The sequence below is a fragment of the Streptomyces tibetensis genome, from assembly GCF_007655005.1.
Classification (GTDB): domain Bacteria; phylum Actinomycetota; class Actinomycetes; order Streptomycetales; family Streptomycetaceae; genus Streptomyces; species Streptomyces tibetensis.
On record NZ_SZVW01000007.1, the window covers coordinates 55,591 to 76,760 of the forward strand.

A 21,170-nucleotide genomic window follows, 5' to 3' on the forward strand; every position below is an offset into this window, starting at 1 on the left:
ACCCCGGGTCAGCCGATGCGCGTGAGCTTGGCCCCGAAGCCCGGCTCCGCCAGGTCCTTCTGGAGGGCGACCGGGACCTTCACGGCGCTGGTCGTGCCGTCACCGACGGTGAGCGTGCCCACCTTCGTGCCGGCCTTGGCCGTGTGCGGCAGGTCGTTCCCGGCGAACGTCAGCTTGACGGACAGGCCCGCCCAGCCGACGGCCGTGACGTCCTCGGTGACGGCGACCGGCGTGCGGCCGCCGAGACCGTCGTCGGCGTAACCGACGACTTCGCCCTTCTTCAGGATCGTCGCCGACTCCAGCGCGCTCTGCGCGGCCCGGATCAGCTTGTCGCCCTCGTGCAGAGCGGCGCCCAGGATCGTGTTGTCCGGGCCGCCGGCGGGCTGGCGCACGACCGCGCCGATGATCCGGTGGGTCTCGCCGTCGACGTCCTTCTTGGCCGCGAAGACGAGGTTGCCGAGCGCCGAGGTGGTGGTGCCGGTCTTGATGCCGGTGACGTCGTTGGAGCCGACCAGGCGGTTCCAGTTGTCGTGCTTCGTGCCCTTGTAGTCGACGTACGACATCATCGCCGCGACCTCGCGGAACGCGGGCTGCTGCATGGCGGCCCTGGCGAGCTTCACCTGGTCCACGGCCGTGGAGACGGTCGTGTTGTTCAGGCCCGACGGGTCGGTGTACGTCGTGTTCTTCATGCCGAGGTCCTTGGCGGCGTCGTTCATCTTCTGCACGAACGCCTTCTCGGACCCCGCGTCCCAGCGGGCGAGCAGCCGCGCGATGTTGTTCGCGGACGCGATCAGGATGCTCTCCAGGGCCTCCCGCTCGGTGATCTTGTCGTCCTTGGTGACGTCGACGGTGGACTCCTGGCCGGCGTCGGACTGGTCCTGGGCGGTCTGGTCGATGAGGATCTTCGGGCCGTCCTCACCGCTCTTGAGCGGGTGCTCGCGCAGGATGAGGTAGGCGGTCATGACCTTGGCGACACTCGCGATCGGGACGGGCTTCTGCTCGCCGGAGGACCCGAACGTGCCGATGCCCTGGACGTCCAGCGCGGCCTGGCCGTCGGCGGGCCAGGGGATGTCGACCTTGCCGCCCTCGAAGGTGTAGCTGTCCTTGGCGGTGAGTTCCAGGGTGGGCGTGGGGAGCGGGCGCACGCTCTGCACGACCGCGAAGACGACCACCAGCAGCAGCACCAGCGGCGTCCAGATCTTCACCCGCCGGGCCGCCGTGCGCAGCGGGGTGTCCGGGGGCGGCGGGGTGTTCGTCAGCTCGGCCAGCAGATCCAGCGGCGGCTTGGGCGGCAGCGGCTGCTGCGTGGTCCGCTCGGGGCCGACGGTGGGGACGGGCGCGGTGGCCTCGGCCGGCGGGACCGGCTTCCTGGCCGCCGGGTCGTCGAGCGGCTTGAGCGCGACGAACTTGCTGGTCCGCTCGGCGTCCCGCTCCGGATCGGCCTTCTTCGGAGTGGCCGTCTTCGGGCCGTCGGTCTTCGGGCCGTCCGTCTTCGGAGCAGCCGTCTTCGGGCCGTCCGTCTTCGGAGTGGCCGTCTTACGGAGGTCCGACTTCGGGAGGTCCTTGGCCGCGCCCCCGAGCTTCAGCATGGTGGTGGGCTGATCGACCGGGGGCCGCAGGGTCTTGAAGACGGCGGTGGGCTGGTCGACGGGGGGTTCGGCGGGAGCGTCACCGTCGTCGCCCGCAGCGTCGTCGCCCGCAGCGTCGGCGCCGCCGACGGCACCGCCGGCCTTCGGGGTCTTGTCCGTCTTCGGGGTCGTGTCGGTCTTCGGGGTCGTGTCCGTGCTGGGCTTGCCCGCCTTGGCGTCGGTGGAGACGCGCGGGTCAGCGGGGGCGCGGTCCTTGTCGCCGGTCCGCTCGCCAGCGTCGGCGTCGCCGTCGGCCTCCCGCGCGTCCGTGTCGCCGTCGGTCACCTTCGACTCGGCCTTGGCTTCGCCGTCGGTCACCTTCGACTCGGCCTTGGCTTCGCCGTCGGTCACCTTCGACTCGGCCTTGGCCTCGGCGTCGGTCACCTTCGACTCGCCCTTGGCCTCGCCGTCGGAGGCCTTCGACTCGGTGCCGGCGTCGCGGTCGGTCACCTTCGACTCGGCCTTGGCTTCGCCGTCGGTCACCTTCGACTCGGCCTTGGCCTCGGCGTCGGTCACCTTCGACTCGCCCTTGGCCTCGCCGTCGGAGGCCTTCGACTCGGTGCCGGCGTCGCGGTCGGTCACCTTCGACTCGGCCTCGGAGGCCTTCGTCTTGGCGTCGGTGGACGCAGTCGCCCGCTCGTCCGTGTTCGCCTCTGCGGTGTCCGGGTCGTCTGCGTCGTCCGCGCCGTCCCCGTCGTCCGCAGTGGCGGAACGGTCCGCCTCGGGCTCGTCGGTGTCGTCCTGGGGGGCCTTGGAGCCCTCGGACGCCGCCCGTGCGGCGCCCGTGCCGTCCCCGTCGTCCGTGTCGGGGCCCACGGACGCGTCCGTGTCCCCTACGGCGCCCTCGGCCCCGTCCTGCCCGCCCTGGGCGTCGGCATCGGCCTTCCCGGCCTTCTGGGCGCCCGCGTCGGTCTCCTCGGGCTTCCCGGCCTTCTCCGCGCGCTCGGCCTCAGGAGCCTCGTCGGCGCCCTCGGCGGCAGCCTCCTTCTCGCCGTCCGCCGACGCGACCCACGCGGCCACGGCATCCCGCAGCCGTCCGTCACTGCCCGCACCGTCGGAGGAGGCACCGCCGCCGGATCCCCCGGCGGAGCCGGACGCACCCGGCTTGGCATCGGCCGCCGCGTCCGCGGTGCCCGAGTCGCTCCCGGCGCCCTCGGTTCCCGAGTCGCTCCCGGCCCCCTCCGCGTCCGAGCCGCTCCCGGCCCCCTCCGCGTCCGAGCCGCTCCCGGCGCCCTCCGCGTCCGAGTCGCTCTCGGGCCGCTCGGAGTTCTTCGGCTCCTCCGCCGTCCGCGTGGACAGCACGCGGGTCGCCGTATCGGCGCCGCCTCGTGCCGAGGACTTCTCCGCGTCCCGGGCCACCGCGAGCCGCGGGTCGGCGGCTTCGCTCCTGGCCTCCGGAACCGGACTCGCGCTCCCCGACGTCTTTCGTGCCGACGACTCGCGCTGCTTCGACCTGTCGGGGGACTCGCCCGCCACCGATGCCTCCTCCTCGCGCCGCTGCTCCCCGCGTGCGCGTACCGAACCGTGAACCGCCGCCCGTGACACCGCCCGGCGCTGTCCGAACCATGTACCAGTGTCCTGTGTGCGGGCCAAACTCATCCGGTAGACGAGAACGACATACCTACTGGTTCCACTACGAACCGGTCACGCACCCTCGACAGACCAATGTGAGAGGGGTCACCCTGTCTTTCATCCACGCGGGGAGGCATGGATGGGCAGGAGCCGCAGAACACTTCCGGAGGAGCTTCTGTTGCTGGCGCTGGACCCGACCACGGGTACCACCGCACAGCCGCAGTCGCTCGACCTCGGTCTGGCCGGAGCACAGCTAGTAGAGCTGGCGCTGGCCGGACGGATAGCCCCAGACGGGGATCGTATCGCCGTGGTGGCACCACGGCCGACTGGAGACCCAACGTTGGACTGCGCGTTGGAGTTGCTGCGAAGGCGTGGCGCTCCCGTGCGGGCAGTGAACTGGATTGGCGGGCCGCGACTGGGGCTGCGCCAGACCTACCTCTCGCATCTGGAGCGGTGCGGCATGGTGCATGCCGTGGCGGGCCAGATGTGCGGAGTGCTGCCGACGACTCGCTACCAGGCGACGGACACCGAGATCAGCCGGGAGATCAGGTCCCGTCTGGACTCCGCGATCCGCACCGGCGTACCGCCGGACCCGCGGACCGCGGCACTCGCCGCCCTCGCTCACGCGGTCGGCCTCGGCAAGCACCTGTACCCGGGCAACGAGGGACGTTCCTCTCGCTCCCGGCTCAGGGACCTGATCCGGCACGACCCCATGGGCGGTCTCGTCGCGCACGCGGTGATGGACGTCCAGAACGGCGTCGCGGCCCAGCCGCGCCGCAGCCCGGCACCGCCCGGCCGTCAGGCCGCCGGCGGAACCAGGCCCGCAACGGAACCCGCCCGAGGCGTTCCGATGCAACCGCGCCACGGAACCATGGCGCGCGCAGTGGCCCACTGAGCCGCGCGCCGCGCCCGCAACACCTACGACCGGCACGCACCACGGGACCCACGAACCCGGTCACGGGAGCCGCTGTCCGAGCGGGGCGAAGAGAGCGCACACTCTCTTCGCCCCGCTCGGCGTGCCGTGCCCGAACTGGCGTGTACCCGTCGCATATCCACCGTTTCCCAGCGGTAGTAAGCACCTTGGTGGCAGTCTGCTCAGCAGCAGATACGCAAAGTAGAGGCACGCAGCCGGAGGTGCACGTCCCGTGGCGTCCAATGTCAATCCCACCGTCAGGCGGCGCCGGCTGGGCCAGGAGCTCCGCAGGCTCCGCGAGCTCAAGGGCATGACGGCCGAAGAGGTGGCGGAGCGGCTGCTGGTGTCGCAGTCGAAGATCAGCCGGCTGGAGAACGGCCGGCGCAGCATCAGCCAGCGCGACGTGCGCGACCTGTGCGGGGTCTACGAGGTCGAGGACCAGCGCATCGTCGACTCGCTGATGCAGATGGCCAAGGACTCCCGGCAGCAGGGCTGGTGGCACGCCTTCGGGGACATCCCCTACAGCGTCTACATCGGCCTGGAGACGGACGCCGAGTCGCTGCGGGTCTACGAACCCCAGATCATCACCGGCCTGTTGCAGACCCGTGCGTACGCCGAGGCCATCATCCGGGGCGGTTCGCCCGAGGCGACGGAGGCGGACAACGACAAGCGCGTCGAGGTGCGGCTGCGCCGGCAGGGCCGGATCACCGCCGACACCGAACCGCTGCGGCTGTGGGTGGTGCTGGACGAGGCGTCCCTGCACCGGATCGTCGGCAGCCGGCCGGTGATGCGCGAACAGCTGGAGCACCTCATCGAGATGTCGCAGCTGCCCCACATCACCGTGCAGGTCCTGCCGTTCGAGGTCGGCGCACACGCCGGCATCAACGGCCAGTACTCGATCCTGGAGTTCGCCGACGCGGCCGACTCGAGCGTGGTCTACATCGAGGGCGTCACCAGCGACCTGTACCTGGAGAAGCCGCTGGACGTGCAGAAGTACACGGTGATGTACGAGCACCTGCGCGCCCAGTCGCTGAACGTGGACCAGTCCCGGCAGCTCATCGAGCGTGTGGCGAAGGAGTACGCGCGCTGAGACGGAGCCGGAGGATGATCTTCCGCCGGGCAAGGCGCGGGATGCTACACCCCTGACACGCCTGACTGGAAGACTCCCCTGGAATATGCCATCCGGTCGAGTGAATGCCTGCGCCGAACGAGGAGGGTGGCGAGTAGCGTCGATCACGCCAACCACCAGCACGGGTTGGCGTAAACGCAACTCGCAACGGAGCGAACATGGCAATTCGTCTGGGCGCCACGGAGACGTGGACGACCTCCTCCTACACCAACAACAACGGCGCCTGCGTGATGGTCAGGTCGACCGTCGACGAGGCCCTGGAGCTCGGTGACACCAAGGTCCCCGAGGGCCCCAAGCTCGCGTTTCCCGCCGACGCGTGGAACGCCTTCGTGGACTCGGTCAAGGCCTGACCTCGCGATCGACAGCACCACAAGCACCACCGACAGAGCCCTCTCGACCAGCATCGCCGTCCTAGCCGAGAGGGCTCCGCTTGTGCCCGGAGATCTCCGAGAGGGAGATCAGCTCACGGGGAACGCCACGTCACACACCGGGTCCCCGGGCCCCGACGCCTCCCAGTCGGCGAAGTACAGCTCCCGGCAGGGGCCGGTCGCCGTCAGCCCCCGCGCCGCCATCCACTCCTCCACCGCCTCGAACGCGGCCAGGATCTGCGGGTGCGCCACCTGCGCCTTGGTGATCCTGGTGTACGCCAGCCGCCGGGCCGGCTCCACCCGAACCGCCGTCTCCCACGCCCGGCCCCGCCGCTTGGCCCAGGCCCGGGCCGCCGCCTCGTCGGCCACCGGAACACACGCCTCGGCGGGACCGTCGCTCTCCATCGAGACCTCAGCGTGGTAGGCGACGTACGGCACTCCGGCCACGCCCCCGCACTCCCGGGCAGCCTCCTCCAGCCGGCCCAGCGCCGCCCCGATCCAGGCCGGCAGCTCGTCCACCAGCGTGTGCCGCTTCTCGGAGATCACCACCTGGGCGGGCGTCTGAACCGTCTCGACCGTGAACTTCCCGTACATCTCGGAGCTCCTCCCCGACAGTCGTCCACGGAGGTACTCGGCGAGCGTCCGCTGCCCCGCCACCCGCGCCTCGACGTCCGCCCAGTAGGCACCGAGCAGCCCGGCCGCCGCGGGCCCGTCGCCCGCCCCGACCACCTCGGCGATCCGGGCGAGCGGCATGTCCAGCTGCCGCAGCATGGCCACGAGCCGGGCCCGTTCGACCTGGCCGGCGCGGTAGTAGCGGTAGCCGGTGGCCTCGTCGACATGCGCCGGGGCCAGCAGGCCCAGCCGGTCGTACAGCCGCAGGGCCTTCGCCGACAGGCGGGCGCGCGCGGCGAACGCCCCGATGGTGAGCAGTTCCAGGTCCTTGTCCGGTCCGTCCACCACGGCATCCTCCGTCACCGGGCAGCTCTTCCGCCCGACGACGAGGACACTCGGGCCTGCCCCAGGGGCAAGGTCAACGCGCCGCGGCCCCTCTTCAGGCCAGCTGGGCCTCGATCGCCGCCACGACCTCCGCCGAGTCCGGCTCGGTCTGCGGCGAGAAACGGGCCACGACGCCGCCGTCCCGGCCGATGAGGAACTTCTCGAAGTTCCAGCGGATGTCCCCGCTGTGGCCCTCGGCGTCGGCGAAGCCGGTCAGGCGGTCGTACAGCGGGTGCCGTCCCTCGCCGTTCACCTCGACCTTCTCGGTCATCGGGAAGGTCACACCGTAGGTCGCCGAGCAGAACTCGGCGATCTCGTCGGCGCTGCCGGGCTCCTGCCCGAGGAACTGGTTGCAGGGCACGCCGAGGACGGCGAAGCCGCGCGCCGCGTACTGCTCGTGGAGCTTCTCGAGGGCCGTGTACTGCGGGGTCAGGCCGCACTTGGAGGCGACGTTCACCACGAGCACCGCCTTGCCCGCGTACTGGGACAGGTCGGCGGAACCGCCCTGCAGTGCACCGATCTCGACGTCGAGGGGAGAGGAACCGTTGGTAGTCGTCATGAGCAGACCCTAGCTCCGCCGGATGTCCGGCCGGTTCCGGGCCTCGGTGGCCTCCACCAGCACCTGCCCCGCCGCCGTCCGCGAGTACAGCACCGACCGGCCCGCCCGCCGCCGCTCCACGAGACCGGCGTCCAGCAGCACCCGCAGATGCCGCCCCACCGAGCCGAGGCCCTGCCCCGTCAGGGCGACCAGCTGGCTGGTGCTCAGCGGTGAGCCGAGCCGGACCAGCACCCCGGCGCGGGCGGTGCCGAGCAGTGCGCCGAGGCTCGCGGGCACGGGCCTGCCGCCCGGGTCGGCGAGCGCCCCGGCACACGGATAGACCAGCGCGTACCGCTCCGTGCCCTCCCACGCCACCCAGCCGATGCGCTGTGTCGTGATGGGCACGAACACCAGCTCGGCGCCGGACAGCTCGCGCGGCGGGTACTCGCGCGCGTTCACCTGGAGCCGGTTCTCCCCGAGCCACTGCGTCCCCGGCCGCAGCGTGTCCAGCGCACTCGCCCAGCCACCCCGGCTGACCTGCGCGGTCCGGGCGACCACATCGGCTTCGAGGACGCGCCGGCGGTGCGGCCAGTACGGCAGCACGGCCGTCGTCCAGACGTACGTCAGAAGGTCCGCGGCACGCTGGGGGAGATCGCCCCGGTGCAGCCGGGCCGGGACCGGGCCGCGCAGGGAGACGGTGAGGTCGGTGCGGGCCGCGTCCGGGTCGGCCGCCCGCACCCGCGCCACCCCCTGTTCGAAGGTCTCCCCGTCACGCGGGGCGGGGGAGAGGAAGTCGGCCGTCCACTCCCGTCCGATCCCGGCGCGGATCAGCTGCGCCGTCACCGGGTCACCCGCCAGCCGCCTCCGATACGCCGGCAGATGCGGGTCGAGCCACCGCCGCTCGCCGGGATGCGCCGCCTCGGCCGCGTGCAGCAGCCGCAGACTCGCGAAGGCCTCGGCGAACGGCGAGATCACGAACCGGCTCCCCGCCAGGGTGTCGGCGTTGATCTGCCACCAGCCCATCGACCGCCCCCTCCGTGAGCCCCTCCGCGAGCCCCCCTCCGTGAGCCCCTCCGCGAGCCCCCGCTCCGCGAGCGCGTCCGTGTGCCCCCGCTCCGCGAGCGCGTCCGTGTGCCCCCGCTCTGCGAGCACGTCCGTGAGCCCCTCCGTGAGCCCCTCCGCGAGCCGCTCCGCGAGCGCGTCCGTGAGGTTTCGCGTCTGCGCGAAACAATAACCACGCCGACAGGCGCGTCGAAGACTCCGCGTATGCGCAGCTACCGCGATCTGTTCCGCACACCCGAGTTCAGCCCGTTCTTCCTGGCCGCTTCGGCGCAGACGGTCGCCCAGACGATGGGCGGACTCGCCCTGGGCACCCTCGTCTACCGGGCGACCGAGTCGCCGCTGCTGTCCGCGGTGAGCATGTTCGGCTCGTCGCTGGTGCAGGTGCTGGGCGCGGCCTTCCTGCTCTCCGCCGCCGACCGGCTGCCCCCGCGCGCGGCCCTGACGGCCATGCCCCTCCTCTTCGCCGCGGCCACCGCCGCCCTGGCCCTGCCCGGCATGCCCCTCTGGGCGCTCTTCGCGATCGTCCTGGCCCAGGGGCTGGTGAAGTCCGTGGGCGGGGGAGTGCGCTGGGGCCTGCTCAACGAGATCCTCTCCAAGGACGGCTATCTGCTCGGCCGCTCGGTGTTCAACATGATGAGCGGCCTCATGCAGATCGCCGGCTACGCGACCGGCGGCGCCCTCGTGGCCCTGCTGTCCCCACGGCTGTCCCTGCTGGCGGCGGCCGCCCTGTACGTCGTGGCGGCCGTCGTCGTCCGGCTCGGCCTGACCCGCCGCCCGCCCCGCACGACGGGCCGCCCCTCGGTGTCGGCGACCTGGCGCGCCAACGCACTGCTCTGGTCCTCCCCGCCCCGCCGGCAGGTCTATCTGGCCCTGTGGATCCCCAACGGCCTGGTCGTCGGCTGCGAATCCCTCTACGTCTCCTACGCCCCCGACTCCGCCGGCACCCTCTTCGCCTGCGCCGCGCTCGGCATGCTCGCCGGGGACGTGCTGGTCGGCCGCGTGCTCCCACAGCGCCTTCGCCACCGTCTGGGCTTCCCGCTCCTGCTGCTCCTGGCCGTCCCGTACGTGCCGTTCCTCCTGCACCCGGCGCTACCGCTCGCTGCGGCCGCGGTCACGCTTGCCTCCGTGGGGTTCGGCGCGAGCCTCGTGCAACAGGAGCGACTGGTGGCCCTCACCCCCGACGGGCTCACGGGGCACGCCCTGGGGCTGCACTCGGCGGGGATGCTCACGATGCAGGGGGTGGCGGCGGCGCTCGCCGGGTCGGTGGCCCAACTGACCTCCCCGGCCACGGCGATGACGGTGATGGCTGTGGGATCGACGGGGGTGACGTTGCTGCTGATGAGCGCGGGGAGGCGGGAGGAGCCCAGGACGGTGGGGGTTTGCCGGTCGGCCGGCGACGGGATCCGCTAGCGCTGTGACCGCACAGGTTCGCCGTGCCGGTGGTCCTGGCGGCCGGACGCGGGGCGACGTCAGATCCTCGCACCACGGGCGATGCGGTACAGCACGTTCGGACGCAGTGGCCCTTCGGGCGCGGTGGGGTCGTCGAAGTCGTCGACCGGGTCCCGGGTCATGCCGATCCGTCGCATCACCGCCTGCGAACGGAGGTTGGCGGCCGTTGTCACAGCAAGGATCTCGGAAAGCCCAAGAGTGTCGAAGCCATGGGCCAGGACTGTGAGTGCGGCCTCGGTGGCGTAGCCCTGGCCCCAGGCCGGGCGGGCGAGCCTCCAGCCGATCTCCACCCCCGTGAACGGCATGCCGTCATCCACCTGGTCCAAGCCCGCGAAGCCGATGAACTCGCCCGTGCCCCGCGCCTCGACCGCCCACCAGCCGTAGCCTCGCCGGTCGAACTCGGCCTGGAACTGGGCCACGGAGGCATCACACTGTTCGCGGGTGAGCAGGTCGCCCAGGTGCTCCCGGACCTCGGGATCGGCATTCATCGCCGCCCACGGTTCAAGGTCGGAGTCCCGCCATCGACGGAGAGTGAGGCGATCGGTACGCAGTTCAGCCATGCTGCCCAGCCAACGTGAGCCCTGCGCCCGAGGCAATCTCTTTTTCCTCAGGACGACAACGCCACGCAGAAGAAGAACCTGCACGGCTCGCCCTCAGACAGACGAAGCGACCCACCGACCCGGCGAACCTCGGTGGCGGCACCACTAGTCGACGCCGGAGAACGGGACCTTCGTGACCTCCGCGAACACCTCGGGGACCTCGTTGTCCACCACGACCCGTGACAGCAGGACGGCCAGTCGGTCCCGCTCGACGCGGCTCAGCCCGGACGGCAGGGCCTCCACACGACGGCAGGTCTCGGCGTAGAACTTCCCGGCGAGCGCGGCGCCTTCGTCCGTCAGCCCCACCCGCACGGCCCGTCCGTCGCGCGGGTCGGCCTCCCGCCGTACCAGACCTCGCCGTACCGTCCGGTCCACCAGCCCGGTCAGACTCGACTTCGCCAGCCCGAGCGTCTCGCCCAACTCGCTCATCCCGTACGGCTGGGCCAGCAGCACGCACAGCAACTGCCCCTGCTGCGGCGTCAGTCCGTAGGCCCGGCCGGCCTCCGCGTACACACCGTCGACCAGGAACGCCGTGCGCACCAGCGCGGCGACGACCCCCACCTGCCCGGCTGCCCCGTTCCCCATCGGTTCAGGGTACCGACCGGTAGGTCGCCGTGCGGGGCTGTGGGTCACTCCTCGTCCGGGGCCTCGCCCTCGATGAGGCGTTCGGCGATGTCGTCGGCCCACTCCTGAGCCCAGCGGCGCAGCCCGGCGACGGAGGCGGCGTCGACGCCGTGGGCGGTGAAGGCCCGGTCGTCGAGCCAGTCCGTGCCGGTCAGCCGGGCCTGGAGGTCGGTGAGGTCGAACGCGTCGGGAGCGTGGCGGCGGCCCAGCTCCTCGAGTTCGGGGTGACTCCAGCGGGCCGAGGCGGCGTGCACGTCGACCAGGTCGCGCGCGAGTCCTCGGTCGGCCAGGTCCCGCACCCGGGTGCCGACGAGGTCGTCGAGGGCGAGCGCCGGCCCGAGCTCCGTCGCCAGGGGCGGGCGCCACAGCACCTCTTTGCGCAGGGCGACCTCGCACTCCGCGCCGCTCGGCGCGTCGGTCACGAGGAACTGCGCGGACAGCGGCCCGGCCTCCAGGGTCTGCACGAGCCAGCCGCGTCCGACCAGCCCGGCCCGGACGGCGTCCGCGATGACCTCCGTAGCGGCCGGGTGCTCGGTGGCCACCTCCACATCCCGCCCGGCCCGCTGAACCAGCCCGTGCGCCAGCACCGCGTAGCTCCCGGCGAGCAGGAGGGAGTAGCCCTCACCCACGGCCAAAAGATCACCAAGCAGCCGACCGACAGGCTCGGGAACGGGGAGAGGGGCGGACATGCCCTGATTATCGCGTGGGGGAGGAGGCCGACCGGGATGACGGACCCGGACGGGTGACGGACGGGAACAGGTCAGACCGCTGTGGGCCAGGTCTCCCAGACCAGGTCGAGGCGTCGGTATGCGTCGTCGAACCAGGCATCGACCAGGGGGACGGTGACCGTCACCGTCGTCAGGGACATCGCGTGGTCCTTGATCGTGACCTGGCACCGGTCGTCGTCGTCAGCGAGGTCGATGAACAGCCACGGAGCGCGTTGCCCCGCACGCCAGGCGATGTCCCGACCCGCGTCGAGCGAGTCCAGGGCCTGCTGCCACTGCCGCAGGTCCTCGGGAAGGATCCAGGTCTTGAGGGCGCCACGGACGAAAGGCGTATCGACCAGGAACTCCCCGACCAGGACATCGGCCTCGGCGGGCCCCTTCCGCTCCTCCCGACCTGCGATCCGGAGAACGACGCTGTTGCCCTCCCCCTCCAGGCGGATCAGGTCGATCGGGTTCTCAGCCATGACTGCCCTCCCCATCGCGCATGCCGCCGAACACTAGTCGTCGGCTCTCGGACGTGGGCGACGAGGTGGGGTGTGTCGACCGCCGGCCGTCCGGTGGTGGGCGGGCCATCGCGCTGTGAGGGGGTGACGGACGAGGACCGGTCCCACCCCGGTGGCGCGGGGAACTGCGCGACGGGCCCGAGCGGCTGGATCGACCGTCCAGGGCCGCTCGACGCACGGGACCGGCCCCACCCAGGGGCGCGGGGAACTGCGCGACCGGCCCCCACGGCGCGGCACACGACGACGGCGGCTCCCTAGGGCTTGCGCCCGACCCCGCAGTACGCATCCACGGCGGCGGCCCCGGACCCCGCACCGGCCTCCCCGGAACCCTCCGGCCGCCACTCGGGAACCCTCACCACCCCCGGCTCCACCAGCTCCAGCCCGTCGAAGAACCCGGCGATCTCGGCGACCGGCCGGACGTAGTACGGCACCGCCCCACTCGCGTTGTACGCCTCCGACGCGGCGATCATGCCCTCACTGGTCGCGGTGCTGTCGCTGATCACCAGGTGGCTCCCGGCCGGCAACCCGGCCATCAGCTGCCGCACCAGCTCACGCGCCCGCTCGTAGTCGGCGACATGACCGAGCGTGTTGAGGATCATCAGCCCGACCGGCCGCGAGAGATCCAGCGTGCCGGCGGCGGCCTTCAGGACGGCCTCCGGGTCGTACAGGTCGGCGTCCAGATACGCGGTCCTGCCCTCGGGGGTGCTGGTGAGCAGCGCGTTGGCATGGGCCAGCACGATCGGGTCGTTGTCGACGTAGACGATCCGGGCGTCCGGCGCCACGCGCTGCGCGACCTCATGCGTGTTGTCGGCGGTGGGCAACCCCGTACCGACGTCCAGGAACTGCCGTACGCCCTGCTCACCGGCCAGATGCGTGACGGCCCGCCCCAGGAACCGGCGGCTCGTGACCGCCACGTCGACGAGCCCCGGGAAGATCGACTTGATCTGGTCGCCGATCTCGCGGTCGACCTCGTAGTTGTCCTTGCCACCGACGAAGTAGTTCCAGAAGCGCGCCGAGTGCGGCTTGGAGGTGTCGATGCGGTCACGCAGGCTGTCGTCGGACACGGCGGGGCCTCCTGGGGGGTGGGGAAGGGGGTCCGGCCCACCAACCTAGGGGAACTTCCATGCGGGGCAGGGCTGTTGCCCTTCCCCGCACCGGACCGCCGTGGTGTTTCGGCCACGCCCCCGCGGCTACACCCCGCGGGAGGCGAAACCGCCCATGTCTCCGCCACCGAGCCCGCCCTCGTGCCCGTGGCGCTGGGTGACCAGCCAGAACGACCATGCCAGGGACCACAGCAGCAGCCCGGCGGCGACCGGCGTACCGAAAATGATCAGAAGCCCGGCGCCGATGTTCGCTCCGATGCCACCCGCGGTCAGGATCCGCCACCCCACACCGGCCATGAGCCCGAGCGCCACCAACGGCCCGACCACGCCCCACCACCGCTGATCCATCGCCCCGCGCAGCGAGGCCCGCACGAGCACCGCCGCACCGGCCACCGCCAGCACCAGCGCGAGCCCACCGGCGACCGCGGCCACGCCGTCCCCGATGTCCCACGGCTGGAACGCGTAGTCGAGCTCACTGGCCGGCAGCCCGTCGTAGTTCTGCTGCCCCATCAGCCCCCAAGCGGCCACAGGCACGCCACCGACAAGCGCGGCCCCGGCCGCCACGATTCCCCGATTCGTCATGCATCCAGGATCCGGGGCCAGCGCGGGCCCGTCATGAGCCCGCGTACTCAAGTACGACGCACACCAGCGCACGCATCCGCATTCCAGTGCGTCCGGGGGAACGGCGAGTTCGGCGCTGCCGCTGCGCGGCCACTGACAACGCCTTCGGCGAGGCCCCCCGCTGTCAGCCCCCTCGCGTAGGGTTCCGCCATGGCACTCTCGGACATATCTCGCGTCGAGATCGAGAAGGCGATCGAGGAGTGTGACCGGCTCGGGCGTGACGCCTTCCTGAAGACGTACGGGTTCCGGCGTGCACGTCGCTACGTGCTGGTGCACGAGGGCAGGGAGTACGACTCCAAGGCGATCGTAGGCGCGGCACACGGCTTCCTGCCGGGCGAACTCCCCCTGACCCCCGACACACCGGGCTTCTCCGGCGGCGCGGATCACGCCGCCCGCCGGCTCGAGCGGCTCGGCTACGACGTCGTCGACGAACCGGGGACGGGTGGGACGGCCCACGACGAGCTGATCCACCGCATCACCCACCTGCAGGTGAACCGCTCGGCGAGCCACCTGGCCCTGTACAAGCCGATCGCGCTGCTGTGGGCCATGGGGCGAGCACTGCGGGGCGAGCCCCGGCTCCTTCCCTGGACCGAGACCGAGGCAGCCCTCAAGCTGCTGCTGCGCAGGCACGGGCTGAGGGGCGAACGGCCCCGCCCGGACTACCCGATCGCGTCCCTCCACCGGGATGGCATATGGGAGTTGCGCGAGTACACCGACCCGGTGACCACCGCCCACGGGGACGCGCGGGTGAAGCGCTGGTTCGCCACGAATCAACCCCTCGGCGGCCTCGCCGAGCCCGTGTACGACCTGTTCCAACACTCCACCGTGACGCGCCTGGCCGTCCTCGACCAGCTCGTGGGCACCTTCTTCGAGGACCTCGACGCAGCCCCGCTCCTCACCGAAGTGGGCCTGGACGGCCTCGACCCGGCCGAACCGCGCACCGGGGCCGTCCGCGCACCGGAGCGATGGCTCCTCACCGCTGCCGAGTACGAACGCGGCTGCACGTTCGTCGAGGAACGCGAAGCACAGACCCACGGCCGCCGCCGCACCGGCACCACCCACCGCCCGGTCCGCTCCCGCACCGCCCGCTATCTGGTTCTGAGCCGCAGCGGGGGCCGCTGCGAGAACCCCGAATGCACGGGCCAGCCGGCCGATGTGACCGACGACGACCACCCGATCCTGGAAGTCGACCACGTCGTCGACCTCACCCGGGGCGGCCGCGACCACCCGAGCCAGATGGTGGCCCTCTGCCCCAACTGCCATGCCGTCAAGACCCGAGGAAGCACGCGGGAGGCGCTGCGCGAGATCCTGCTCAGGGTGGCGTCGGAGCGGCATGCGGCGAGCGGTGGTGGAGGGGCTGCCGCCGGGCAGCCCCTCTAGCCCCCTCTAGCCCCCTCTGGACCGCTCTGTGGCGAGAAGGCGTCGGGTTCCGTCGCGCCCTGCGCTCACGTCGGGGCCACCGCGCGGCCCGTCTGTGGGGAGATCGTTCCCGCGCACAGGCCCCGGGACGCCAGGTTCTGGGCGATGCGGGGGATGGCCGCGAGGGTGTTGGCGGGCCCGTCGTGCATCAGGATGATCTGGCCGTTGGTGAGCCGGGCGGCGGACTGGACGATCGCCTCGGTGCTCGCGCCGTTCCAGTCCTGTGAGTCGGCCTGCCAGAGGACCTCCGTCAGGCCGTACCGGGCCGCGACCGACCTCACCGTCGCGTTGGTCTCGCCGTACGGCGGGCGGAACAACTTCGGCGTGCCGCCCCCCGCGCCCGCGATGGCCTGCTGGGTACGGGAGATCTCGGAGTCGATCTGCGCCTGGCTCAGCTGGGTCAGGTGCGGGTGTGTGTAGCTGTGGTTGGCGACCCACATGCCCGCGGCCACCTGCGCCCGGACCAGGGACGGGTTGGCCGCCGCGGACTGGCCCGCGTTGAACATCGTGGCCCGCAGCCCGCTTCGGCGGAGCGCGTCGAGCAGCTTCGTCGTGTTGCCGGAGGGGCCGTCGTCGAAGGTGAGCCCGACGTAGCCGGTGCAGGCGGCGGCCGGCGACGGTGCGGCGGTCGAGGCCGCGGCGGTCGTGATGGTCGTGGCGGTCGTGACGGCAAGGGCCGCGGCCGCCACCGTCGCGAGAACGGTCGGCACAGGCCTCCTCCTCACGACCCCACCCTGATGCTGGAGTTGCCGCTGCTCCGGTAACCCTCGGTCGCCATGATCATGTAGTACTTGAAGTTGCCCAGGGGCATCCCGGCCCGGGCCCACGCGTCGAAGTGGTTGCCGGCCGTGATGGTGCCGCCCGTCCGCTTCGACTGCCGCACGCTCCAGTACTGGTCGAAGGTGCGTACACCCTCGACGGACGGGGCGTTGTACCGCGTCGTCTTGTAGATGTCGTACGTACCGCCGTCGCTGGTGACGGTGCCCTTGTAGGTGCCGGTGGGCCGGTAGGTGCCCCAGTTGTCGACGATGTAGTACTCGACGAGCGGGTTCGCCGTCCAGCCGTACAGGGTCAGGTAGGCGTTGCCGGACGGGTTGAACGTGCCCGAGTACGTCACGGTCCGGCGGGCCCCGGTGCTCCAGCCCTTGCCCGCGACGAAGTTCCCGGTGTTGCGCCATGAGGTGCTGTAACTGCCGCCGGAGGACAGGGTCATGGAGACCGTGCCGGGTGCGTCCGTCCAGAACGAGTAGTGGTAGCCGTTGTTGGTGCCCGTCTGGTTCGTGGTGACGACGGTGTCGGCGTGCGCGGTGCCCGGCATGGTGAGCGCCGCGGCCGCGACCAGCAGCATGGTGCAGGTGCTGCTGATGAGCAGCCGGAAGCGGCTCGGTGACTTCTTCATGGGGGTGCTTCCTCCTCGTCCGAGTGGGGTGGGTCGACGGGGGAGCTCTGTCAATCGGGGAGTGTTGGCCGGGCCCTCTCAACTGTCAATAGTTTCGGCTGTGTCTGCGAAATGTTCGGGATGGTGTGAGGGTGGGCCGTCGCGTATTTTCGCTGCTCATACGGGAGTTGGCGGTGCGGAGAGGTGAATTCCGTGCGATGTGAAGTCATCGGGGCGTGCGGAATTCAGGGTTCCTCTACTCGAATGTTTCGGAGTGCTTCCGGATCAAACCCCGGTCATGTCACCCGCCGGACCGGCGAAATCCGGCCTCATCGCATTTCGCGAGAATGTCGCAGGCCGGCCGATGTACTCTCCGCGAGTGACATCAACGTCCGCCGCCACACCCGCCACTCCGTCCGAGAAGGACGCCGAGTGCCTCGCCCTCACCCGCGTTCTGCGCCGCCGAGGCGTGCTGGTGCTCTCCGTGTTCGCCCTGCTGTGGGCCGCGGCGGCGGCCTCCGGGACCGGCTCGGCGACGGACGTCGTGCCGCTCTGCATCGAAGTGGCGGCGCTGCTGCTCACCGCGGCGGCGATCCACCTGGGGTATCGCAAGGGCGCCACGCCCTCGCCCCGGACGGTGAACCTGCCCGCCCACTGGGCGCGCGGCGTCGGCATCGTCAACACCGTCGAGCTGGTGGCCGTCTTCGCCGTCATCGCCGCGTCCAACGCCGCAGGCCGGCCCGAGGTCGTCCCCGCGGGCATCGCCCTCGTCGTGGGCCTGCACTTCTTCCCGCTCGCCCGTCTGTACGACCAGTGGCAGTACCGGTGGACGGCGTCACTGCTGACGGCCGTCGCGGTCACCGGGTTCGTCCTCGTCGCGGCCGGTCTCGCGAGCGAGACCGTGCGGGTCGTGGTGGGCCTGGGCAGCGCGCTGGTGCTGTGGGCCTCGTCGTACCACCTGGCGCTGCGGGGGTAGGTGCCGCCCACGCCGGGTTGGCCCGGCACGGTCAGGCGACCGGGATGCGCGCGCCTCCGGCTCGGCTCACTCAGCCGCGTAGGCCCCCGTCAGGTAGTCCAGCTCGGGATTGGGCGGACCGCACTGGAGGATCGCGTCCACCTCCGGCCACACCTCGACGGGCACGCGGTAGCAGTAGATCATCCAGGGATCGTCGGCATCCGGCTTGATCACCTCTCGCAACAGCAGGAGCTGTTCACGGCTGATGGGGTGCTCCGTACGCAAGGTGTCGTCCGCCTTGCTGAACCCCTCCAGAACCCAGATGGCGTCGGGCGCTTCCGGCAGCACTTCTTGGTCCTCAGGTGCTGTGCCAGGCCGCTGCCCGGGGTCCGGTGTCGTCACAGCGGGTTGAGGCGGGCCTTGAGGAGGCAGAACTCATTGCCCTCGGGGTCCATGAGAACGTGCCACTGCTCCTCGCCGGTCTGGCCGATGTCGGCCGGGCGCGCCCCGAGCTTCAGGAGGCGTTCGAGCTCGGCGTCCTGATCGCGGTCGGTGGCGTTGACGTCGATGTGCAGCCGGGACTTCCCGGGCTCCGGCTCGTCCCTGCGGCTGAGGATGATCGTCGGCTGCGGGCCGCCGAACCCTTCGCGCGGGCCGATCTCGAGAGTGCCGTCCTCCTCGCGGTCGAGTACGACGAAGTCCAGGACCTCGCACCAGAATCGTGCCAGCACCTCGGGGTCGCGGCAGCCGAGCACGAGCTCACTGATACGACATGCCATGGACGAAACCCACTCTCAGTGTCGGAACAGCCGGGGGCATCACGCGCGGAGCCATCGAGCAGCCCGCAGCGGGAACGCGCTCGTGACCGTACCGGGCGGGACGAGCCGCTGCGAATGCTTTTCGGTAGGTGCCCATTGCCCACGTGTAGAAATTCTGGGCAAATCTTATGACATACCGCACAGCCGACGTAGGACGGCGAGGGCGACATGCCCTTCAGGACAGTCCGTTCGGCGGGCCGAAATACAGGACGGTCCCGGGCGGAACCGGTCCCTCGCCCGCGTAGGTATCGCCCAGCGATGCCGCTGGCGCGTCGTCCTCGGCGAGCGTCAGGCTGGGCCAGGGCCCGGCGAGCGCTGCGTCGTCCAGGGTGATGCCGAGGTGCTCGAGTACGAGGGCCACCACTGGAGCCATCCCGGCGCCCTCGCCTCCGTGTGCGGCGAGCGCCTCCTCCACCCGATCCCACCAGGGGCCGAACGGTTCGGACCGGCTGTGCTGCATCCCGGGCTCGAAGTACTCGACACACTCTCCGTCGCGCCAGTACTGGAAGACGTCGATTCCTTCGGTAGTCGCCACGCTGTACGTCTCAGTTCCCCGAGACAACTCCGCGAGCAATTCTTCCCCGAAGCCGATGCCACCGTCCTCCTCGACGCAGAAGGCCCATTCACCGATCCTGCCGGCCCGCAGCAGCGAGACCGTCCCGTCACCTGATTCGCCCGAGACCAAGTCCGAGGCCGTGTCCCAGTCGAGCAGACGTGCCTGGTTCGGGTCGGCCCCGTACCGGGCGAACACCTCCTCGGGGCCGAGAGCGCGGGTGAAGGTCGCGCATAGCCAAGCCCTCGCCCAGTCCAGCGAATCCCCGTCTGCTTGCATGATCTGCCTCCGTCCTTCACCCGGGCATTGGCTGCCGGAGTAGAGCTCTCCGTGCTTCCCGCAGTGGGCCAAGCACGCCGGGGAGCCCGGATCATGATGCCTGGTTCATGCGGTGGGATCGGGACCGGGCAGGGCACTCAGCGGAATTCTGCCCGGTGAAGCAGATGCGGAAGGGGCCGCGAGCGGTTGCACCAGCCCACCTGTCACGCCCGGCCAGGGCACCTCAACAGGATCCTGTTACGAGCTCCAGGGAAAGGTCACATGGAATCAGGCGAGTTCCTCGCGTATCCGACGCAGTGAGTGCGCCTGCGAAGAGTCACCAGGCAGTCCGCGTACATGGCTCGACGGTCCAGCAGCCTGTTGTCCCTGACGGTCCGTCGCCACCGCAGGTGTCGCCCCGATGCCGAGCACCGCTCCCAGTGCCGCCTCCACGAGCCGCCGGCACCACTCAACCGGGCCGGTCCTACCGGTAATTCGCTTGCCCAGGCCAGGGGGCAACGCTGCACTGTGGCTACCGGACACCACGAGTGGTCGTGGTGGACGTATCCCGAGGAGGCCGCGGCAACGATGGAGATCCGTCCCACGACCGACAAGGATCTCGACGTCTTCGTCGACACCGTTCATGCCGCGTTCGGGCACTTCCCGCAGACCCCGGTCGAGGGCGGCGGGCTTTGGTGGTCGGCGCTCGAAACGGACCGCTGCCTACTCGCCCTGACGGCGGACGGCCGACCCGTCGGCACCGCCGCCACGCACTCCTTCGAGCTCACCCTGCCCGGCGAGACCCTCGTCCCGGCCCCCGGGGTGACCGCCGTCGGCGTCCTGCCTTCGCACCGGCGCCAGGGCGTGCTCACCGCGATGATGCGGTATCAGCTCGCCGAGCTGCGGGCCCGCGGGGAGCTCCTGTCCGTGCTGCTGGCCTCCGAAGCCTCGATCTACGGCAGGTTCGGCTACGGACCGGCGACCTACACGGCGCAGCTGAAGGTGCCGCGTCACGAGGCAGCCCTCGCGACGCCCCGGGCACGCGAACTGGCCGACGGGCCGACGCCCGGTTCGGGCGACGGCTCGGGCAATGGCCCGGGCCACGGCTCGGGCGACGCCTCCCGCCACGACCCGGGCAGCGGCTCGGACGACGGCCCGGGCAGCGGCCCGGTCGACGGACCGGACAACGGCTCGGTCGAGGTGCTGCGCCGGTCCGAGTGCGGCGGGATTCTGGAGGAGGTCTACGACCGGTATCGCCGCGCCCAACCCGGCGCGCTCTCCCGGCCGCACCGCTGGTGGGCCCTGCGGGCGGGGCAGCCCCCGATCTCGCGGGAGCCGCGCTACATCGCTGTTCACCGGGACGCAGACGGACTCCCGGACGGGTACGCCAGCTACTCGATCGAGTCCGGCACCCTGACGGTCGACGAGACCATCGCCACCGACGACGCGGTCTTCACGGCCCTGGCCCGGTTCGCCCTCGCACACGACCTGGTGTCCCAGGTCGTGTTCAAGCACCTCCAGCCCGAACACCCGCTGCGGCGGCAGCTCGCGGACTTCCGCGCCGGCCAGGTGAGCGGCGACATGGACTGGCTCTGGGTGCGGCTGCTGGACGTCCCGCGTGCGCTGACCGCGCGCGGCTGGTTCACGGACGGCGAGCTCGTCCTCGACGTCCACGACCCGTTCCTCGGCGAACGCGACCGCTACCTGCTGACCGTCCGGAACGGCAAGGCCGACTGCGCCCCGACGGACCGCAAGCCCGACCTCTCCCTCGACATCCGCGACCTTGGCTCGGTCTACCTCGGCGGCACCGCCCCGAGCACGCTCGTGCGCGCCGGACACATCCTGGCCCACCACCCGGACGCGGCCGCCCTCGCCGACACACTCTTTCGGGCCGAGCGCTCCCCGCACTGCCTGCACTGGTTCTGACCCACGCCTCGCAGACCGGCACAGCCGGACACG

22 protein-coding genes are annotated in these 21,170 nt (G+C 71.3%); 7 read left to right on the plus strand and 15 right to left on the minus strand.

Annotation, left to right across the window (positions count from 1 at the left end; genetic code table 11):
- Nucleotides 1–8: 8 nt before the first annotated feature.
- Entirely contained in the window at nucleotides 9–3,104 is a 3,096-nt protein-coding gene (locus tag FDO69_RS13645) for a D-alanyl-D-alanine carboxypeptidase (protein WP_234387927.1), read from the minus strand.
- A gap of 235 nt (nucleotides 3,105–3,339) precedes the next feature.
- Here FDO69_RS13645 and FDO69_RS13650 point away from each other — a divergent pair, with 235 nt between their 5' ends.
- The 3 genes from FDO69_RS13650 to FDO69_RS13660 all read left to right on the plus strand — a co-directional run bounded on the left by FDO69_RS13650 (nucleotide 3,340) and on the right by FDO69_RS13660 (nucleotide 5,592).
- Nucleotides 3,340–4,095 (plus strand): GOLPH3/VPS74 family protein, encoded by a 756-nt coding sequence (locus FDO69_RS13650; protein ID WP_104780067.1) that lies wholly within the window; start codon nucleotides 3,340–3,342, stop codon nucleotides 4,093–4,095.
- Nucleotides 4,096–4,345: 250 nt separating this feature from the next.
- Nucleotides 4,346–5,203, plus strand: a complete 858-nt coding sequence (locus tag FDO69_RS13655; RefSeq protein ID WP_104780068.1) for a helix-turn-helix domain-containing protein — start codon at nucleotides 4,346–4,348, stop codon at nucleotides 5,201–5,203.
- Between the two features lie 197 nt (nucleotides 5,204–5,400).
- Nucleotides 5,401–5,592, plus strand: coding sequence for a DUF397 domain-containing protein (locus FDO69_RS13660; protein WP_104780069.1), 192 nt, complete (start codon nucleotides 5,401–5,403; stop codon nucleotides 5,590–5,592).
- 108 nt (nucleotides 5,593–5,700) lie between these two features.
- Here FDO69_RS13660 and FDO69_RS13665 read toward each other — a convergent pair whose 3' ends face one another.
- From FDO69_RS13665 to FDO69_RS13675, 3 genes are all read right to left on the minus strand, one after another.
- Complete coding sequence (locus FDO69_RS13665; RefSeq protein WP_104780070.1) at nucleotides 5,701–6,585, minus strand: MerR family transcriptional regulator; 885 nt, start codon at nucleotides 6,583–6,585, stop codon at nucleotides 5,701–5,703.
- Nucleotides 6,586–6,661: 76 nt separating this feature from the next.
- Entirely contained in the window at nucleotides 6,662–7,165 is a 504-nt protein-coding gene (locus tag FDO69_RS13670; protein ID WP_104780071.1) for a glutathione peroxidase, read from the minus strand.
- 9 nt (nucleotides 7,166–7,174) lie between these two features.
- Nucleotides 7,175–8,167 (minus strand): ArsR/SmtB family transcription factor, encoded by a 993-nt coding sequence (locus FDO69_RS13675; RefSeq protein WP_104780072.1) that lies wholly within the window; start codon nucleotides 8,165–8,167, stop codon nucleotides 7,175–7,177.
- Nucleotides 8,168–8,410: 243 nt separating this feature from the next.
- On the opposite strand from FDO69_RS13675, the gene FDO69_RS13680 reads away from it, so the two are divergent.
- A complete protein-coding gene (locus FDO69_RS13680) occupies nucleotides 8,411–9,616 on the plus strand; it encodes an MFS transporter (protein WP_104780073.1) in 1,206 nt (401 codons plus the stop codon).
- 59 nt (nucleotides 9,617–9,675) lie between these two features.
- On the opposite strand, the gene FDO69_RS13685 is transcribed toward FDO69_RS13680, so the two are convergent.
- From FDO69_RS13685 to FDO69_RS13710, 6 genes are all read right to left on the minus strand, one after another.
- On the minus strand, nucleotides 9,676–10,215 hold the full coding sequence (locus FDO69_RS13685; RefSeq protein WP_104780290.1) for a GNAT family N-acetyltransferase: 540 nt from the start codon (nucleotides 10,213–10,215) through the stop codon (nucleotides 9,676–9,678).
- 144 nt (nucleotides 10,216–10,359) lie between these two features.
- On the minus strand, nucleotides 10,360–10,839 hold the full coding sequence (locus FDO69_RS13690) for a MarR family winged helix-turn-helix transcriptional regulator (protein WP_104780074.1): 480 nt from the start codon (nucleotides 10,837–10,839) through the stop codon (nucleotides 10,360–10,362).
- 44 nt (nucleotides 10,840–10,883) lie between these two features.
- Nucleotides 10,884–11,567, minus strand: coding sequence for a hypothetical protein (locus FDO69_RS13695; RefSeq protein WP_104780075.1), 684 nt, complete (start codon nucleotides 11,565–11,567; stop codon nucleotides 10,884–10,886).
- Between the two features lie 71 nt (nucleotides 11,568–11,638).
- Nucleotides 11,639–12,067 (minus strand): DUF5959 family protein, encoded by a 429-nt coding sequence (locus FDO69_RS13700; protein ID WP_104780076.1) that lies wholly within the window; start codon nucleotides 12,065–12,067, stop codon nucleotides 11,639–11,641.
- 293 nt (nucleotides 12,068–12,360) lie between these two features.
- A complete protein-coding gene (locus tag FDO69_RS13705; protein WP_104780077.1) occupies nucleotides 12,361–13,170 on the minus strand; it encodes an SAM-dependent methyltransferase in 810 nt (269 codons plus the stop codon).
- A gap of 126 nt (nucleotides 13,171–13,296) precedes the next feature.
- Complete coding sequence (locus FDO69_RS13710) at nucleotides 13,297–13,791, minus strand: hypothetical protein (RefSeq protein WP_138430097.1); 495 nt, start codon at nucleotides 13,789–13,791, stop codon at nucleotides 13,297–13,299.
- A 189-nt stretch (nucleotides 13,792–13,980) separates the two neighbouring features.
- On the opposite strand from FDO69_RS13710, the gene FDO69_RS13715 reads away from it, so the two are divergent.
- Nucleotides 13,981–15,210: an HNH endonuclease signature motif containing protein gene (locus FDO69_RS13715; protein WP_104780079.1), complete on the plus strand. Its 1,230-nt coding sequence runs from the start codon at nucleotides 13,981–13,983 to the stop codon at nucleotides 15,208–15,210.
- A gap of 65 nt (nucleotides 15,211–15,275) precedes the next feature.
- On the opposite strand, the gene FDO69_RS13720 is transcribed toward FDO69_RS13715, so the two are convergent.
- Nucleotides 15,276–15,959 (minus strand): polysaccharide deacetylase family protein, encoded by a 684-nt coding sequence (locus FDO69_RS13720; RefSeq protein WP_420878505.1) that lies wholly within the window; start codon nucleotides 15,957–15,959, stop codon nucleotides 15,276–15,278.
- A gap of 11 nt (nucleotides 15,960–15,970) precedes the next feature.
- Nucleotides 15,971–16,648 carry a glycoside hydrolase family 11 protein gene (locus FDO69_RS13725; RefSeq protein ID WP_104780081.1) on the minus strand — a complete coding sequence of 226 codons (678 nt, stop codon included), beginning with the start codon at nucleotides 16,646–16,648 and terminating at the stop codon, nucleotides 15,971–15,973.
- A 358-nt stretch (nucleotides 16,649–17,006) separates the two neighbouring features.
- Between FDO69_RS13725 and FDO69_RS13730 the strand changes: the two genes are divergently transcribed.
- Nucleotides 17,007–17,603 (plus strand): hypothetical protein, encoded by a 597-nt coding sequence (locus tag FDO69_RS13730; protein WP_104780082.1) that lies wholly within the window; start codon nucleotides 17,007–17,009, stop codon nucleotides 17,601–17,603.
- Nucleotides 17,604–17,669: 66 nt separating this feature from the next.
- On the opposite strand, the gene FDO69_RS13735 is transcribed toward FDO69_RS13730, so the two are convergent.
- The 3 genes from FDO69_RS13735 to FDO69_RS13745 all read right to left on the minus strand — a co-directional run bounded on the left by FDO69_RS13735 (nucleotide 17,670) and on the right by FDO69_RS13745 (nucleotide 19,232).
- A complete protein-coding gene (locus tag FDO69_RS13735; protein WP_104780083.1) occupies nucleotides 17,670–17,930 on the minus strand; it encodes a DUF7683 domain-containing protein in 261 nt (86 codons plus the stop codon).
- A 50-nt stretch (nucleotides 17,931–17,980) separates the two neighbouring features.
- On the minus strand, nucleotides 17,981–18,361 hold the full coding sequence (locus FDO69_RS13740) for a VOC family protein (protein WP_104780084.1): 381 nt from the start codon (nucleotides 18,359–18,361) through the stop codon (nucleotides 17,981–17,983).
- Between the two features lie 214 nt (nucleotides 18,362–18,575).
- Entirely contained in the window at nucleotides 18,576–19,232 is a 657-nt protein-coding gene (locus FDO69_RS13745; protein ID WP_104780085.1) for a DUF6461 domain-containing protein, read from the minus strand.
- Nucleotides 19,233–19,799: 567 nt separating this feature from the next.
- On the opposite strand from FDO69_RS13745, the gene FDO69_RS13750 reads away from it, so the two are divergent.
- On the plus strand, nucleotides 19,800–21,137 hold the full coding sequence (locus tag FDO69_RS13750; protein ID WP_104780086.1) for a GNAT family N-acetyltransferase: 1,338 nt from the start codon (nucleotides 19,800–19,802) through the stop codon (nucleotides 21,135–21,137).
- Nucleotides 21,138–21,170: the final 33 nt, after the last annotated feature.

Coding starts and splice junctions, on each gene's coding strand:
- FDO69_RS13715 (WP_104780079.1), top strand. CDS start 13,981: ATGGCACTCTCGGACATATCTCGCGTCGAGATCGAGAAGGCGATCGAG.
- FDO69_RS13745 (WP_104780085.1), bottom strand. CDS start 19,232: ATGCAAGCAGACGGGGATTCGCTGGACTGGGCGAGGGCTTGGCTATGC.
- FDO69_RS13710 (WP_138430097.1), bottom strand. CDS start 13,791: ATGACGAATCGGGGAATCGTGGCGGCCGGGGCCGCGCTTGTCGGTGGC.
- FDO69_RS13680 (WP_104780073.1), top strand. CDS start 8,411: ATGCGCAGCTACCGCGATCTGTTCCGCACACCCGAGTTCAGCCCGTTC.
- FDO69_RS13740 (WP_104780084.1), bottom strand. CDS start 18,361: ATGGCATGTCGTATCAGTGAGCTCGTGCTCGGCTGCCGCGACCCCGAG.
- FDO69_RS13670 (WP_104780071.1), bottom strand. CDS start 7,165: ATGACGACTACCAACGGTTCCTCTCCCCTCGACGTCGAGATCGGTGCA.
- FDO69_RS13675 (WP_104780072.1), bottom strand. CDS start 8,167: ATGGGCTGGTGGCAGATCAACGCCGACACCCTGGCGGGGAGCCGGTTC.
- FDO69_RS13750 (WP_104780086.1), top strand. CDS start 19,800: ATGGAGATCCGTCCCACGACCGACAAGGATCTCGACGTCTTCGTCGAC.
- FDO69_RS13700 (WP_104780076.1), bottom strand. CDS start 12,067: ATGGCTGAGAACCCGATCGACCTGATCCGCCTGGAGGGGGAGGGCAAC.
- FDO69_RS13685 (WP_104780290.1), bottom strand. CDS start 10,215: ATGGCTGAACTGCGTACCGATCGCCTCACTCTCCGTCGATGGCGGGAC.
- FDO69_RS13650 (WP_104780067.1), top strand. CDS start 3,340: ATGGGCAGGAGCCGCAGAACACTTCCGGAGGAGCTTCTGTTGCTGGCG.
- FDO69_RS13725 (WP_104780081.1), bottom strand. CDS start 16,648: ATGAAGAAGTCACCGAGCCGCTTCCGGCTGCTCATCAGCAGCACCTGC.
- FDO69_RS13690 (WP_104780074.1), bottom strand. CDS start 10,839: ATGGGGAACGGGGCAGCCGGGCAGGTGGGGGTCGTCGCCGCGCTGGTG.
- FDO69_RS13660 (WP_104780069.1), top strand. CDS start 5,401: ATGGCAATTCGTCTGGGCGCCACGGAGACGTGGACGACCTCCTCCTAC.
- FDO69_RS13695 (WP_104780075.1), bottom strand. CDS start 11,567: ATGTCCGCCCCTCTCCCCGTTCCCGAGCCTGTCGGTCGGCTGCTTGGT.